The organism is Terrabacter sp. R4-6 (genome assembly GCF_057529065.1).
The window spans coordinates 689,247-703,765 of the sequence record NZ_CP197224.1 but is presented as its reverse complement, the minus strand read 5'-3'; the positions used below and the strand labels follow the sequence as shown (position 1 = coordinate 703,765).

Below are 14,519 nucleotides of genomic sequence, written 5' to 3'. Positions count from 1 at the left end.
GGTGCCCCTGCTCACCGAGGACTCGCCGCTGAGCAAGCTCGTCAAGAAGAACGAGGCCGAGCAGCTGGCCCGCACCAAGGGGCTGCTCAGCGTCGCCGACCTCTTCGAGTTCGTGCCGCGTCGCTACGTCCGGCCGGGGCAGCTGACCGACCTCTCCTCGCTCCGCGTCGGGGACGACGTCCTCGTCGTCGCCGAGGTCAAGAAGGCCACGTCGCGGGCCATGCGCAACCGGCGCGGCAAGATGCTCACCGTCGTCATCGGCGACGACCTCGGCAACGAGCTCGACGTCACCTTCTTCAGCGCCTACGGCCACGAGGCCAAGCTCACGGTCGGTGTGCGCGGCTTCTTCGTCGGCCAGATCGGCGCCTACGGCCAGCGCCTCCAGCTGACCCATCCCGAGTACGAGCTCTTCGACGACGACGCCCAGGGCGAGGCAGCCGTCGAGTGGTACCGCACGCACCGCGTCCCGGTCTACTCCACGACCGGCAAGCTCAACTCCCTGCGCCTGCGCAAGCTCGTCCACACCGCGCTCGACAGCGTCGACCGCATCCGCGAGCCCGTCCCCGACGACGTACGCGCGAAGCGCGGTCTCGTCGAGCGTGCCGTCGCGCTCGAGCTCGTCCACCGCCCCGCCGTCGACGACCAGCCCTCGCGTGGCCTCGACCGGCTCAAGTACGACGAGGCGTTCGTCCTCCAGACGATCCTCGCCCAGCGGCGCAAGGCCGCCGAGTCCGAGCTCGCGACGCCGCGGCCCCCGCGTCCCGGCGGCCTGCTGGCCGCCTTCGACGCGCGCCTGCCCTTCGAGCTCACGGCCGGTCAGCGCGAGATCGGCGAGGTGCTCACCACCGAGCTGGCGTCCGACCGGCCGATGCACCGGCTCCTGCAGGGCGAGGTCGGCTCGGGCAAGACGGTCGTCGCGCTGCGGGCCATGCTCGCCGCCATCGACGCGGGCGGTCAGGCCGCCCTGCTGGCCCCCACCGAGGTCCTGGCGGCGCAGCACCACCGCTCGATCACGGCGATGCTCGGAGACCTCGCACAGGGCGGGATGCTCGGCGGCTCCGAGTTCGGCACCACCGTGGCGCTGCTCACCGGTAGCCAGAACGCCGCGACCCGTCGTCGCTCCCTGCTCGACGCGGCGTCCGGCGAGGCCGGCATCGTCGTCGGCACCCACGCGCTCATCCAGAAGCACGTCCAGTTCGCCGACCTCGCCCTCGTCGTCGTCGACGAGCAGCACCGCTTCGGCGTCGAGCAGCGAGATGCTCTGCGCGAGAAGGGGATCCGCCCTCCCCACGTGCTCGTCATGACCGCGACCCCGATCCCGCGCACCGTCGCGATGACTGTCTTCGGCGACATGGAGACCTCGACGCTGCGCGAGCTGCCCCGCGGTCGCTCGCCCATCACGACGCACGTCGTCGACGCCGACCGGCCCGGCTGGGTCGACCGCACGTGGCAGCGCGTGGCCGAGGAGGTCGCCAAGGGCCACCAGGCCTACGTCGTGTGCCCGCGCATCGGCGACGTCGACGACGAGGCCGCTCTCGCACCGGGCAGCAGCGCCCCGTCCCGCGACACCTCCGACGAGGACGCCGGCTGGGACGCCCACTGGGAGGGCGACGAGGGCGAGGTGGAGGCCGATGCTCCCGAACGGGAGCTGACCGGCGTCTACGCGATGCTCAGCACCCTGCGCTCCACCCCGGCTCTCGCCGGCACGCGCATCGGCGTGCTCCACGGCCGGCTCGACCCCGACGCCAAGGACGCCACGATGCGTGCCTTCGGGGACGGCGAGATCGACGTCCTCGTCGCCACGACGGTCATCGAGGTCGGCGTCGACGTGCCGAACGCCTCGGTCATGGTCGTCGTCGACGCCGACCGGTTCGGCATCTCGCAGCTGCACCAGCTGCGCGGCCGCGTCGGTCGTGGCGCGGTCCCCGGCCTCTGCCTCCTCATGACCCAGGGCGCCGGAGAACGTGCGGCCGAGCGGCTCGACCAGGTCGCCGCGACGACCGACGGCTTCGAGCTGGCCCGCGCCGACCTGCTGCTGCGGCGCGAGGGAGACGTGCTCGGCGCGCGCCAGAGCGGCCGCGGCAACTCGGTGCGGCACCTGCGGCTCGGCCGGCTCGAGGACGAGCGGATCATCGCCGACGCGCGTGAGGACGCCTTCGCGATCGTCGACGCCGACCCCGGGCTGCGCGGGCACCCGGCGCTCGCGGCCGCCGTCGCGATGCGCCTCGACGAGGAGCAGGCCGTATGGCTCGAACGGGGCTGACATGACGCGCATCATCAGTGGCACGGCAGGCGGTCGCCGCCTCCAGACGCCACCCGGGTCCTCGACCCGGCCCACGTCCGACCGGGTCCGCGAGGCGCTCTTCAGTCGTCTGGAGCACCGCGGGCTGCTCGAGGGCGCCTGCGTCCTCGACCTCTACGCCGGTTCCGGCGCCCTCGGCCTCGAGGCTGCGAGCCGAGGCGCCGCGCAGGTCCTGCTCGTCGAGTCGCATAAGGCGGCTGCGAAGGTGATCCGCGCCAACGCCGGCGTCATCGGCCACCCGGCCGTCCGGGTGCTCGCCGACACGGTCGAGCGCGCCCTCGCTGCCGGGCCACCCGCCGGGGTCCGCATGGACCTCGTGCTCGTCGACCCGCCCTACGACGTGTCCGAGGAGGCGCTGGCGGCCGTCCTGGCCGCGCTCGTCGCGAACCAGTGGCTCGCGCCCGACGCGTTCGTCGTCGTCGAGCGCTCGAGCAGGTCACCGCAGCCGACGTGGCCCGAGGGGCTGGAGCTGTCCGGCGAGAAGCGCTACGGCGAGACGGCGATGTGGTTCGCCGAGCCACCGCCGACGGAGGTCGTCGCCTGAGGGTTACGCATCCACGACGGGCCGGACGGTAGGTTGGCCGCGTGACGAGCGAAGCGCGCCGCTGTGTCTGTCCCGGCTCCTACGACCCGATCACCAACGGTCACGTCGACGTGGTGACCCGGGCCAGCAGGTTGTTCGACGAGGTCGTCGTGGCGATCCTGCACAACCCGAGCAAGCACGGCACGTTCAGCGTCGAGGAGCGCACCGCGCTCATCGAGCAGTCCGTCGGGCACCTGCCCAACGTCCGCATCGGGACCTGGGCCGGCACGCTCGTCGTCGACGTGTGCCGCGAGGTCGGCGCCGCGACGATGGTCAAGGGGCTGCGTGGCGGCACGGACTTCGCCTACGAGCTGCCCATGGCGCACATGAACCACCACCTCACGGGCGTCGAGACGCTCTTCATCGCCGCCGACCCCACGCTCCAGCACGTCTCGAGCTCGCTCATCAAGGAGGTCGCGCGCTACGGCGGCGACGTCAGCGGGCTCGTGCCGGACCCCGTCCTGACCGCGCTCACCGACCGGCTCACCGACCGGCTGACCGACCGGTCGGGGGAGCGCCCGGGCTGATTTGGGTGCACGGCGCGCCTCTAGTAGCCTTGGAGGTCGGTCCACGTCCGTCTTGGCGCGGGCCGAATCCTCAACTGTGCGCAGGAGTCATGGACCGTCCCGATCCCCGTTCTCCTCTGGTGCTCGACACCAGAGAGCTTGTTCGGCGACCGGGCACGATGCACGAGATCTCGCGCACGGTGACGTTGCCCGACGACCTCGGAACCGACGTCATCTCGATCCAGACCGGTCAGCCGGTCCAGGTCGAGGTGCGCCTCGAGTCCGTCGTCGAAGGTGTCCTCGTCACGGGTTCGGCCAGTGGCACGGCGACCGGCGCCTGCGTGCGGTGCCTGGATCCTCTCGAGCTCGATGTCGAGGGGACCTTCCAGGAGCTGTTCGCCTACGCCGACCGGGCGGCGCACCACCACGCGGTGGGAGCCGACTCGGACGAGGACGAGGTGCACGAGCTGGTCGGTGACCTCATCGACCTCGAGCCCGTGCTCCGGGACGCTGTCGTGCCGACGCTGCCGTTCCAACCGGTGTGTCGGCCTGACTGCCCGGGGTTGTGTTCCGAGTGTGGGATGCACCTCGCGGAGGACCCCGACCATCATCATGAAGTGATCGACCCGAGGTGGTCGTCCCTCAGCGGACTGCTGGGGAACGACCCGCAAGAGAAGAGGAACTGACGTGGCTGTCCCGAAGCGGAAGATGTCGCGCTCCAACACCCGTTCGCGCCGCGCGAACTGGAAGGCAACGCCGACGACGCTCACCACGTGCCCCCAGTGCGGTGCGGCGACCCAGCCGCACATCGCGTGCCCCTCGTGCGGCACGTACAAGGGCCGTCACTACGCCGCTGCCGAGCGCACCGAGCACCAGGCCTGATCACCCCGTGAGCAGCCCCGTGAGCAGCCTTGGCGCTGGGGGTGTTCCGGCGGTGCCGCAGCGGCCCGTCGATGCTCTGATCGCCCACCTCCGTGAGGTGGTCGGCCAGGACATCGACGAGCCGCTGCTCCTGCGTGCCCTGACGCACCGGTCGTACGCCTACGAGAACGGTGGCCTGCCCAACAACGAGCGCCTCGAGTTCCTCGGCGACTCGGTGCTGGGTCTCGTGGTCACCGAGTCCCTCTACCGTGAGCACCCCGACCTCGCGGAGGGGCAGCTGGCCAAGCTGCGTGCCGCCGTCGTCAACATGCGGGCGCTCGCCGACGTCGCCCGGGTCTTCGACCTCGGGCAGTACGTCATGCTCGGCAAGGGCGAGGAGGCCACCGGTGGCCGTGACAAGGCCTCGATCCTGGCCGACACGCTCGAGGCCCTCATCGGCACCGTGTTCCTGTCGACCGACATCGACTTCGCCGCGCGCTTCGTGCACCACCACTTCGACCCCCTGATCGAGGAGGCGGCCACGCTCGGCGCCGGCCTCGACTGGAAGACGAGCCTGCAGGAGATGGCAGCCGGCTCGGCGCTCGGGTCGCCCGAGTACCGCGTCAGCGAGCAGGGGCCCGACCACGAGAAGGAGTTCCACGCCCGCGTCGTCGTCGGCGAGGAGGTCCTCGGCGAGGGTCGCGGCCGCTCGAAGAAGGAAGCCGAGCAGAAGGCCGCCAAGGAGGCGTGGCACACGCTCGACGGCCGACGCAGCGCTGTCGTGCCGACGGCGGTCCCGGGCTCGACGCAGGCCTGAGCCGCCCGTGCCGGAGCTGCCCGAGGTCGAGGTCGTGCGCCGCGGCCTCGAGGACCACGTGGTGGGCCGCCATGTCACGCGCGCCCGCATCACCGGCGTCCGCGTCGCGCGTCGTCACGACGCGGGTCCCGAGGACCTCGCCGCGCGCCTCCACGACGTCACCGTCACCGCCGCGTCACGCCGCGGCAAGTACCTCTGGCTCGCCCTCGACGGCGAGGACGCGCTCATCGTGCACCTCGGGATGAGCGGGCAGATGCTCGTCGAGCCGGCCGACGCGCCGCTCGAGAAGCACTGCCACGCCCGTTTCGACTTCTCCGACGGCGGGCCCCAGCTGCGGTTCGTCGACCAGCGGACCTTCGGTGGTCTCGCCCTGTCGCCGCTGCGCCCCGACGGCATCCCCGAGTCCGTCGCCCACATCGCGCCCGATCCCTTCGAGCCGGTCTACGACCAGGCGGCGGTCGTGCGGCGGATGAAGCAGCGCGACAGCGCGGTCAAGCGCGCCCTGCTCGACCAGTCCCTCGTGTCGGGGATCGGCAACATCTACGCCGACGAGGCGCTCTGGCGTGCCAGGCTCCACGGCGAGAGGCTGTGCTCGTCGCTGACCAAGCCTACGCTCTCCGGCCTCCTCGACCACGCGCGCGAGGTCATGGCCGAGGCGCTCGGCCAGGGCGGCACGAGCTTCGACTCCCTCTACGTCAACGTCAACGGGGCGAGCGGCTACTTCGACCGCTCGCTCCACGCATACGGCCGGGCGGGCACCCCGTGCGACCGGTGCGGCACGACCATGCGGCGCGAGCAGTTCATGAACCGCTCGTCCTTCTCGTGCCCCGTCTGCCAGCCCCGTCCGAGACGCCGCAGCCCGTCCTGACCGTCAGGGACGGTGGACGGGCTGCGCGTCGTCGTGGCGGTCGGTCTCTCGGCCGTGCCGCGGGTGGTGGCAGTGGTGTCAGGACCCGGTCGGGCGACGCTTCGGGGCCGGGCGCACCGGGTCGTCGTCGACGCGTTCGACGTGCTCGGGCACGACAATCGGCTTGATCCGCGCCCAGACGAAGAAGAAGGCGGCCATGACGAGCAGGACGATGCCCGCCCACAGGTTGGCGTTGACGCCGCCGGTCTTCTGCAGCGACTGGTCCCCGAAGATCCCCATGACGAGGAGGATCAGGCCGTAGAGGCCCAGCAGGGCACCGATGAAGTTGCGGATGTCGAAGGCGCCCGCGGTGTGCCTCGCGCCCCGCTTCTCGTCGGGGTCAGGGGCGTCGAGCCGGTGTTGGTCACTCATGTCGAGGCTCCTGTCAGAACAAGAAGTTGAGGATGATGACGAGACCGAGCGAGATGCCGGCGAGGGGCAGCGTGCGTCGGTACCACGGCAGCTTGCGCTCCTCGGGGTCGACGAGCTCCTCTCTCGGCGTCTCGGAGTAGACGAGTCCGCGCAGCTCGGAAGCCGGCTTGGGCTCGGTCACGAGCGACACGCCGACGCTGAGCACGATGTCGACGACGAACGCCGCGGACGCCGCGACGAACGCGGCGCCCTGGCCGCTCAGCGGGATGACCCCGAGGCTCGCCGACCCGAAGCCGTCCTCGCTGAGGAACGCGACGAGCACGGCCGAGAGCGTGCCGGCCGTCAGGCCGACCCACCCGGCGGTTGCCGTCATGCGCTTCCAGAACATGCCGAGGATGAACGTCGCGAAGAGCGGCGCGTTGAAGAAGCCGAACAGCGACTGGAGGTAGTCCATGACGTTGCTGAAGGAGCTGGCGATGGTGGCCGTGAAGATCGCGATGACCGTCGCTCCCACTGTGGCCAGACGGCCGATGCGCAGGTAGTAGTCGTCGCTGTGGTCCTTGCGGATGTAGCGCTGCCACAGGTCGTAGCTGAAGACGGTGTTGAACGCCGAGATGTTGGCGGCCATGCCGGCCATGAACGCGGCGAGCAGGCCGGCGATCGCGACGCCGAGCAGGCCGTTGGGCAGGATGTCGCGCATCAGCAGCAGGAGTGAGTCGTTGTACTTGACGCCCTCACCCGAGGCTCCGCCGGCCGGGGTGCCACCCGCCTTGAGCTCGGCGATCTCCTTGACGAGGACGGCAGCGACCATACCCGGGATGATGACGATGAAGGGGACGAACATCTTGGCGAACGACCCGATGATCGGCGTCTTGCGCGCGGCCGACATCGAGTTGGAGGCCATGGCGCGCTGCACCTCGACGAAGTTCGTCGTCCAGTAGCCGAACGACAGGACGAAGCCGAGACCGAAGACGATGCCGACGACCGACCAGAAGGGGGAGTCGAAGCCCGAGAGCGCCTGACCGGGCCACGACTGGAGCTGCTGCTCGGCCGACGGGACGCCAGCGGCTGCAGCGGCGGGCGTGGCCGCGAACTCGGTGATCCTGTCCTTGAGCCCCTGGTAGCCGCCGACCCGGTGCAGGCCGATGAGCGTCAGCGGCAGCAGCGCGGCGACGATGACGAAGAACTGCAGCACCTCGTTGTAGATCGCTGCCGACAGGCCACCGAGCGTGATGTACGACAGGACGATCGCGGCGGCGACGAGCAGCGCGACCCAGAGCGGCCAGCCGAGCAGCGCGTGCACGATCGAGCCGAGCAGGTAGAGGTTGACGCCGGCGATGAGCAGCTGGGCGACCGCGAAGCTGATCGAGTTGACGAGGTGGGCCCCGGTGCCGAACCGGCGGAACATGAACTCGGGGACCGAGCGCACCTTCGAGCCGTAGTAGAAGGGCATCATCACGACGCCGAGGAAGAGCATGGCGGGGATCGCACCGACCCAGAAGTAGTGCACGGTCGAGATGCCGAGCTCGGCGCCGTTGGCCGACATGCCCATGATCTCGACGGCTCCGAGGTTCGCCGAGATGAAGGCGAGGCCGGTGACCCAGGCCGGCAGCGACCGGCCGGAGAGGAAGAAGTCGATCGAGTCGGACACCGCGCGCCTCGCCATGACGCCGATGCCGAGGACGAAGACGAAGTAGAGGGCGATGATGAGGTAGTCGACCGGTTCGGCGCTGATGAGGGCGTCCGCCGTGGGCAGACCCGCCAGTGCGTGCATGCGTTCAGTCCCTTCGTTGGGCGACGACTGACGCTAGCGCAGCCCCTGGGGCGGGGCGAGTCAGGATGCGCGAGTGCCGCGTGCCCTCGTGATGAGCCGTTTGAGCGGGACGGAGGTGTCCGCCGCCGAGTCGGCCTCGATCGTCATACCCTTCTCGAGCGCCCGTTTCACGGCGAGGTAGTCGGTCGGGACGCCGACCGACTCGACGGCGATGAGCAGGCCGTCACGGTAGCTGAGCAGCGAGAAGCGTTCGGCTGCGACGTCGCCTCGCACGACGGTCTGGTCGGCCCCGTGCGGGAGCCCCGCCATCTGGAGCCGCAGGTCGCCCTGGTCGCTCCAGAACCACGGCACGCGGTCGTATGCCGTCGGGTGCCCGACGAGGGTCGCCGCGGCCGCCCGCGCCTGGTCGGTCGCGTGCGGCACGCTCTCCAGCCGCATCGCGCCCGGCTCGCCGCGGTCGAACGGGTTGGGTCCGACGGCGCAGTCGCCGGCCGCGACGGTGAGCCCGTCCGAGGTCAGTGCGCACTCGTCGACGACGATGCCTCGGGGTTCGACGAGCAGGCCGAGCTGCTCGGCGAGCGCCGTGGCGGGGACGGCCCCGATCCCGACGACCACGAGGTCGGCGGGCAGCACGGCGCCGTCACCGAGCTCGACACCCGTGGCACGTCCGCCCTCGCCGGTCACGCGGACCGCACTGGAGCGCAGCAGGATCCGCGTCCCGCGGCGCTCGTGGGCGTGCCGCACGGCGTCGGACAGGATCGGGGTGACGGCTCGGCCGAGGACGCGGTCGGTCACCTCGACGACGGTGACACCGGCGCCGAGGGCCCGCGCACCGGCAGCGATCTCGAGCCCGATGAAGCCGCCTCCGACGACGACGACCTCGCGCGCGGCGCGGAGGCGGGGCGCCAGCCGGTCGGCGTCGGCGAGCGTGCGGACGTCGTGGACCCCGTCGAGGTCGGCGCCCTCGACCCCCAGGCCGCGGTTGACGGCGCCCGTGGTGAGGGCGAGGCGCTCGAAGGCGAGGGTCCGGCCGGCCTGCGTCGTGGCGGTCCCCCCGGAGGCGTCCCGGCCGATCGACACGACGGCGTCGCCGGTGACGAGCTCGACCCCGAGCTCGGCGAACCAGGCTGCGTCGTGGAAGACGAGAGAGGCGCGGTCGTGCTCGCCGCGCAGGTAGCTCTTCGACAGGGGCGGGCGCTCGTAGGGCGGCTCGGGCTCGGCGCCGACGAGCACGACGGTCCGCGTGTCACCGAGCTCGCGCAGGGCCGTGACGAGCGAGATGCCGGCCTGCCCGGCGCCGACGACGAGGGTGCTGACGGTCGCGGCGGTGGCCATGCGTCCACCCTAGGGTGGGCCCATGACGTGGTCTCCCGCGAACCCCGAGTCCGTCTTCACCTACGGCGCCCCGCAGCTGAAGTTCGGCACCGGCGCGGCCGATGAGATCGGGCACGACCTGCTGGGGCTCGGTGCCCGCCGGGTCCTCGTCGTCACGGACGCCGGCGTGCTCGCGACCGGCTGGCCCGACCGCGTCGCCGAGGGCATCCGCGGGTTCGGGGTCGAGGTCGTCGTCCACGACTCGGCGCACGTCGAGCCGACCGACGCGAGCCTCCTCGCCGCGGTCGAGCGGGCCCGGGCCGACGGGCCCTTCGACGGCTACGTCGCCGTCGGCGGTGGCTCGGCCATCGACACCGCCAAGGCGGTCGACCTGCTCCTCAGCGACGGCGGCGAGCTCATGGACTACGTCAACGCCCCGGTCGGCGCCGGCCGCGCCCCGACCTGTGCGCTCGCACCGCTCGTGGCGGTGCCGACCACGACGGGGACCGGCGCCGAGAGCACGACGATCTGTGTCCTCGACGTGCTTGCGCTCAAGGTCAAGACGGGCATCAGCCACGTACGGCTCCGGCCGAGCCTCGCCGTCGTCGACCCCCGACTCACCGCCACCCAGCCCGCGGGAGTGACGGCGAGCGCGGGCATGGACATCCTGTGCCACGCGCTCGAGAGCTGGACGGCCCGACCGTTCACGAGCTACGAGCGCAAGCAGCCCGGCGAGCGCGTGCCCTACTGCGGCAGCAACCCGATCGCCGACATGTGGTCGGAGCGCTCGATGTCCTTGCTGGCCAAGGCTTTCCGGACGGCCGTTCGCGACAGGTCCGACGAGTCCGCCCGCGGCGAGATGGCGCTTGCGGCGACGTTCGCCGGCCTGGGGTTCGGCAATGCGGGCGTGCACGTGCCGCACGCCAACGCGTACCCCATCGCCGGTCGGGTGCGCGACTTCCACCCGGACGGCTACCCGAGCGACGAGCCGATGGTGCCGCACGGCATGGCGGTCGCGCTGACGGCACCCGAGGCGTTCCGGTGGACCTTCGAGTCGGACCCCGACCGGCACCTCGCCGCGGCCCGGCTCCTCGACCCGGCGCACGGCGCCCGCTGGGACTCCGAGCCCCGGGACGTGCTGCCCGGCGTCCTCGTGGACCTCATGCGCGACATCGGCATGCCGAACGGCCTGCGTGCCGTCGGCTACGACGAGGGCGACGTCGACGCCCTCGTCGAGGGTTCCCTCACGCAGCAGCGACTGCTCGCGACGAGCCCGCGCGAGGTCGGCCCCGACGACCTCGCCGGCATCGTGACCCGCTCCCTGCAGCTCTGGGAATAGCGGTCGACGCGAGGGGAGGGTGGCGGCATACAGTGCCGTCTGTGACCACGGAGCCCACGCACCTGCCCCTGCCCCTCGAGAGCGACTGGCTCGACTGGGTCGGCGCCCGAGGCGAGCAGCAGCTCGCGCTGGCGCGGTCCCTCGTCGAGGGCCTGCGCAGCGACCCGCCCACGGAGCCGCTCGAGGTGCTCCGGGTCTGGAACGACGCGCAGACCGCCCTGTCCAACGCCGCGTCCGTCGGGTCGCTCTTCTCCGAGGTGCACCCCGACTCGGGCGTGCGCGAGCGGGCCGAGTCCGTGGCCCAGCAGGTGCAGAAGCTCGACACCGACCTCGGTCTCGACACGCAGCTGTATGCCGTCCTCGCCCAGCTCGACGCGAGTGGCCTCGACGCCGACGCGACGCGAGTGCTCGAGCGGACGCTGCGGGACTTCCGTCGCTCGGGCGTCGACCGCGACGAGGAGACCCGCGACCGCCTCCGTGCGCTGAGCGAGCGGGCGATCCTGCTCAGCCAGGAGTTCAGCAAGAACATCCGCGAGAACGTCCGCAGCATCCGGGTCACGCCCGACCGGCTCGCGGGCCTGCCGCAGGACTGGGTCGAGGCGCACCCGGTCGAGGACGACGGTCTCGTCACCGTGACCACCGACTACCCCGACGTCGTGCCGTTCCGCACCTTCGCGCACGACGCGCAGGCGCGCCGAGACCTCGTCACCGAGTTCCTCACCATCGCGTGGCCGGCCAACGACCGCGTCCTGCAGGAGATCTTCGCCGTCCGGCGCGAGCACGCCTCGCTCCTCGGCTACGCCTCGTGGGCCGACTACGACGCCGAGGTCAAGATGATCGGCAGCGGAGACGCCATCGGCGAGTTCATCGACCGCATCACCGAGCTGTCGGCCGCGAGTGCCGAGCGCGACAAGGCGGTGCTGCTCGAGCGTCTGCGCCAGGACCGTCCCGACGCCACCGACATCGACGGCGCCGACGTCTCCTACTACGCCGAGCTCGTCCGCAAGGAGGACCTCGCCGTCGACGCGCAGCGCGTGCGCACGTACTTCCCCTTCGAGTCGGTCCGACAGGGACTGCTCGACGTCACCGGCCGGCTCTTCGGTCTCGAGTGGTCACCGGTGCCCCGGGAGGACGCCCGCACGTGGCACGAGGAGGTCGCGACCTACGACGTCTCCTTCGACGGCGAGCGCATCGGCCGCATCCACCTCGACCTGCACCCGCGCGACGGGAAGTACAAGCACGCGGCGCAGTTCGACCTCGCGCGTGGTGTCGCCGGCAGCCAGCTCGCCGAGGGCGTGCTCGTCTGCAACTTCAACCGTGGCCTGATGGAGCACGACGAGGTCGTGACCCTCTTCCACGAGTTCGGCCACCTCGTGCACCACGTGCTCGCCGGGCGCACCGAGTGGGTGCGCTTCTCGGGCGTCGCGACCGAGTGGGACTTCGTCGAGGCCCCGAGCCAGATGCTCGAGGAATGGGCCTGGGACGCCGACGTGCTCGCGACCTTCGCCCGCGACGCCGACGGCGAGACCATCCCCGCCGAGCTCGTCGAGGCGATGCGCCGGGCCGACGACTTCGGCAAGGGCTACGACGCCCGGACGCAGATGTTCTACGCCGCGCTCTCCTACGACTTCCACGTCAACGAGAGCGACGACCTCACGGCCCGCCTGCGCGACCTCATGGGGCGCTACTCCGTCTTCCCGTACCTCGAGGGCACGCACATGCAGTGCCACTTCGGTCACCTCGACGGCTACAGCTCGGCGTACTACACGTACATGTGGTCGCTCGTCATCGCCAAGGACATGTTCTCGGCCTTCGACAAGGGCGACCTCTTCGACCCGGAGGTCGCCGGTGCCTACCGCGACAAGGTCCTCGCGCAGGGTGGGCGGCGCGACGCCGCCGACCTCGTCGAGGACTTCCTCGGCCGTCCCTACACGTTCGACGCGTATGCCGCATGGCTGGCGGAGTGACCGCGTCGCGCCCTGAAGGCCTTCGCGTCACGGCGCTGACGGCCTACCCGGTCAAGTCGCTCGCGGGCGTCCCGCTCGAGGAGGCCGTCGTCGAGCCGCAGGGCCTGCGTGGCGACCGACGGTGGGCGGTCGTCGACCCGCACGGCACGAAGGTCACGGCTCGCGAGGAGCACGCCCTCCTCGGGCTGTGCGCAGAGCCTCTCGACGGTGGGGGAGTGCGCCTCGGCGGACCCGGGGCGGGGTCGCTCGACGTCGTCCCGCCGCGGGACGCCGATCCCGTTCCCGTCCGGTTCTCCGGACAGGACCACGCGCTCCCCGCCGGACCCGATGCCGACGCGTGGCTGAGCGCGCGGGTCGGCCGCCCGCTCCGGCTCGTGTGGCAGGACGACGACCTGCGCCGACCGATCCGACCGGACATGGGTGGCGCCGACGGCGACCGCAACTCGCTGTCGGATGCGGCACCGCTCCACGTCACGACGGAGTCGTCCCTCGCCCGGCTCAACGACTGGCTGCTCGAGACGGCGGCCGATCGCGGCGAGGAGCCGCGAGATCCCTTGGGGCACGACCGGTTCCGCCCCAACGTCGTCGTGTCCGGGTGTGAGCCGTTCGCCGAGGACGCGTGGTCGTCGGTCCGCATCGGGGAGGTGCCGTTCCGCACGACGATGGTGTGCGACCGCTGCGTCATGACGACGGTCGACCGGGTCGAGCTGCGCACCGGCAAGGAGCCGATCCGCACCCTCGCCCGGCACCGCAAGTGGGACGGCGCCACGTGGTTCGGGATCCGCCTCACCCCCGAGCTGCCGCTCGCCGAGGGAGCGGTGCTCCGCGTCGGCGACCCCGTCGTCGCCACCTGGGCCGACGAGCCGGGGACGGTCTCAGGTGAGGCGTGACAGGACGTCACGCAGGTCGGTGAGCGCGGCCGCCTCCTCGGGGCTCAGCGCAGCGAGCGGCGTCGACGCCAGCCGGCGGTAGACGGCCGCCATGCCCTCGAAGAGCTCGGGTGAGACGCCCGCCGAGTGCTGGGTGGCCGCGATGCTCTCCATCTCGTCGACGAAGCGGGCGCTCTTGGCCGTCGCGACGGCGATGCGGCGACCTGCCCCGGCGACCTGGTGCGGGAACTCCTCGGCGAGGTCGTCGAGCACGACGTCGAGCACGCCGAGCGCCTCGGCCGACTGGAGCGCCTGGGCCCAGATCGCCGTGGTGCCCTTGTAGACGGAGGCGGTGCACATCTTCACGGCCGACGCCTGACCAGGGCGGTCGCCGACGACGCGACGACGCAGACCGTCTGCCGGCAGTGCCGCGACCTCGGATGCGCGCCGGCCAGAGAGGTAGAGCATCGTGTCGCCGCCGGGTGACGGGGGACCGCCGCTCACCGAACCGTCGACGAGGTCGAGACCGGCCGCCGCGGCTCGCGCGTCGAGCGACGCCACGAGGTCGGGGGCGACGGCGTTGCACTCGACGACCAGCGGCGTCGGGCCGGTGCGGGAGGCGGCGGCGACGATGTCGGCGAGCACCTGCTCGGCTGCGGCCGGCGGGCAGATGCTGACGACGAGGTCGCTGGCGGCGACGACGGCGTCGAGGCCATCGAGCAGCTCCAGGCCGGCAGCGAGACCAGCCGTGCGCTCGCTCCGCCCGACGACCGTCGCCACGACCCGCGTCCCGGCCGTCGCCCAGCTGCGCCCGAGGGCCGAGCCCATGGCTCCGGGCGAGACGATCCCGATCGTCCTCACACCCCGTGCTCCGAGCCCGAGGCCGCCGGTGGGAGCGGACCGTCCGT

Annotated in this window: 14 protein-coding genes; 10 read left to right on the top strand and 4 right to left on the bottom strand. The window is 71.8% G+C overall.

The genetic code is table 11. The features are described from left to right. Nucleotide 1 precedes the first annotated feature (1 nt). From ACSSS0_RS03325 to mutM, 7 genes are all read left to right on the top strand, one after another. A complete protein-coding gene (locus ACSSS0_RS03325; protein ID WP_487230050.1) occupies nucleotides 2-2,263 on the top strand; it encodes an ATP-dependent DNA helicase RecG in 2,262 nt (753 codons plus the stop codon). Nucleotide 2,264: 1 nt separating this feature from the next. Beyond that, entirely contained in the window at nucleotides 2,265-2,846 is a 582-nt protein-coding gene (gene rsmD, locus ACSSS0_RS03320) for a 16S rRNA (guanine(966)-N(2))-methyltransferase RsmD (RefSeq protein WP_435985325.1), read from the top strand. A 41-nt stretch (nucleotides 2,847-2,887) separates the two neighbouring features. Beyond that, nucleotides 2,888-3,412 (top strand): pantetheine-phosphate adenylyltransferase, encoded by a 525-nt coding sequence (gene coaD, locus ACSSS0_RS03315; protein WP_487230049.1) that lies wholly within the window; start codon nucleotides 2,888-2,890, stop codon nucleotides 3,410-3,412. Nucleotides 3,413-3,501: 89 nt separating this feature from the next. After that, complete coding sequence (locus tag ACSSS0_RS03310) at nucleotides 3,502-4,077, top strand: YceD family protein (RefSeq protein ID WP_487230048.1); 576 nt, start codon at nucleotides 3,502-3,504, stop codon at nucleotides 4,075-4,077. A gap of 1 nt (nucleotide 4,078) precedes the next feature. Then, the gene (gene rpmF / locus ACSSS0_RS03305) at nucleotides 4,079-4,273 is read left to right on the top strand and encodes a 50S ribosomal protein L32 (protein WP_020142793.1); all 195 of its coding nucleotides are present in this window, start codon (nucleotides 4,079-4,081) and stop codon (nucleotides 4,271-4,273) included. A 52-nt stretch (nucleotides 4,274-4,325) separates the two neighbouring features. Continuing rightward, on the top strand, nucleotides 4,326-5,069 hold the full coding sequence (gene rnc, locus ACSSS0_RS03300; protein ID WP_435985328.1) for a ribonuclease III: 744 nt from the start codon (nucleotides 4,326-4,328) through the stop codon (nucleotides 5,067-5,069). Between the two features lie 7 nt (nucleotides 5,070-5,076). Further along, nucleotides 5,077-5,937, top strand: a complete 861-nt coding sequence (gene mutM / locus ACSSS0_RS03295; protein ID WP_435985329.1) for a bifunctional DNA-formamidopyrimidine glycosylase/DNA-(apurinic or apyrimidinic site) lyase — start codon at nucleotides 5,077-5,079, stop codon at nucleotides 5,935-5,937. A gap of 78 nt (nucleotides 5,938-6,015) precedes the next feature. Here mutM and ACSSS0_RS03290 read toward each other — a convergent pair whose 3' ends face one another. From ACSSS0_RS03290 to ACSSS0_RS03280, 3 genes are read right to left on the bottom strand one after another with little or no spacing between them, the layout of a single operon-like run. Further along, complete coding sequence (locus tag ACSSS0_RS03290; RefSeq protein WP_435985330.1) at nucleotides 6,016-6,348, bottom strand: hypothetical protein; 333 nt, start codon at nucleotides 6,346-6,348, stop codon at nucleotides 6,016-6,018. Nucleotides 6,349-6,361: 13 nt separating this feature from the next. Beyond that, nucleotides 6,362-8,122 carry a sodium:solute symporter family protein gene (locus tag ACSSS0_RS03285; RefSeq protein ID WP_435985331.1) on the bottom strand — a complete coding sequence of 587 codons (1,761 nt, stop codon included), beginning with the start codon at nucleotides 8,120-8,122 and terminating at the stop codon, nucleotides 6,362-6,364. Between the two features lie 60 nt (nucleotides 8,123-8,182). Next, nucleotides 8,183-9,457, bottom strand: a complete 1,275-nt coding sequence (locus ACSSS0_RS03280; protein ID WP_487230047.1) for an NAD(P)/FAD-dependent oxidoreductase — start codon at nucleotides 9,455-9,457, stop codon at nucleotides 8,183-8,185. A 22-nt stretch (nucleotides 9,458-9,479) separates the two neighbouring features. On the opposite strand from ACSSS0_RS03280, the gene ACSSS0_RS03275 reads away from it, so the two are divergent. Genes ACSSS0_RS03275 through ACSSS0_RS03265 form a run of 3 tightly spaced genes read left to right on the top strand, consistent with a single transcriptional unit; the run spans nucleotide 9,480 to nucleotide 13,632 of the window. Beyond that, nucleotides 9,480-10,775 (top strand): hydroxyacid-oxoacid transhydrogenase, encoded by a 1,296-nt coding sequence (locus ACSSS0_RS03275; protein WP_487230046.1) that lies wholly within the window; start codon nucleotides 9,480-9,482, stop codon nucleotides 10,773-10,775. Between the two features lie 41 nt (nucleotides 10,776-10,816). Beyond that, entirely contained in the window at nucleotides 10,817-12,742 is a 1,926-nt protein-coding gene (locus tag ACSSS0_RS03270; protein ID WP_487230045.1) for a M3 family metallopeptidase, read from the top strand. Further along, nucleotides 12,727-13,632 carry an MOSC domain-containing protein gene (locus ACSSS0_RS03265; RefSeq protein WP_487230044.1) on the top strand — a complete coding sequence of 302 codons (906 nt, stop codon included), beginning with the start codon at nucleotides 12,727-12,729 and terminating at the stop codon, nucleotides 13,630-13,632. Before ACSSS0_RS03270 ends, ACSSS0_RS03265 begins: the two co-directional genes overlap by 16 nt. On the opposite strand, the gene ACSSS0_RS03260 is transcribed toward ACSSS0_RS03265, so the two are convergent. Further along, nucleotides 13,618-14,472: an NAD(P)-dependent oxidoreductase gene (locus ACSSS0_RS03260; RefSeq protein WP_487230043.1), complete on the bottom strand. Its 855-nt coding sequence runs from the start codon at nucleotides 14,470-14,472 to the stop codon at nucleotides 13,618-13,620. The genes ACSSS0_RS03265 and ACSSS0_RS03260 overlap by 15 nt on opposite strands. Between the last annotated feature and the right edge of the window lie 47 nt (nucleotides 14,473-14,519).

Bases quoted from the DNA above. Each gene is read 5' to 3' on its own strand.
- ACSSS0_RS03265 (WP_487230044.1), top strand. From the start codon at position 12,727: ATGGCTGGCGGAGTGACCGCGTCGCGCCCTGAAGGCCTTCGCGTCACG.
- rsmD (WP_435985325.1), top strand. From the start codon at position 2,265: ATGACGCGCATCATCAGTGGCACGGCAGGCGGTCGCCGCCTCCAGACG.
- ACSSS0_RS03275 (WP_487230046.1), top strand. From the start codon at position 9,480: ATGACGTGGTCTCCCGCGAACCCCGAGTCCGTCTTCACCTACGGCGCC.
- ACSSS0_RS03285 (WP_435985331.1), bottom strand. From the start codon at position 8,122: ATGCACGCACTGGCGGGTCTGCCCACGGCGGACGCCCTCATCAGCGCC.
- ACSSS0_RS03290 (WP_435985330.1), bottom strand. From the start codon at position 6,348: ATGAGTGACCAACACCGGCTCGACGCCCCTGACCCCGACGAGAAGCGG.
- ACSSS0_RS03310 (WP_487230048.1), top strand. From the start codon at position 3,502: ATGGACCGTCCCGATCCCCGTTCTCCTCTGGTGCTCGACACCAGAGAG.
- ACSSS0_RS03280 (WP_487230047.1), bottom strand. From the start codon at position 9,457: ATGGCCACCGCCGCGACCGTCAGCACCCTCGTCGTCGGCGCCGGGCAG.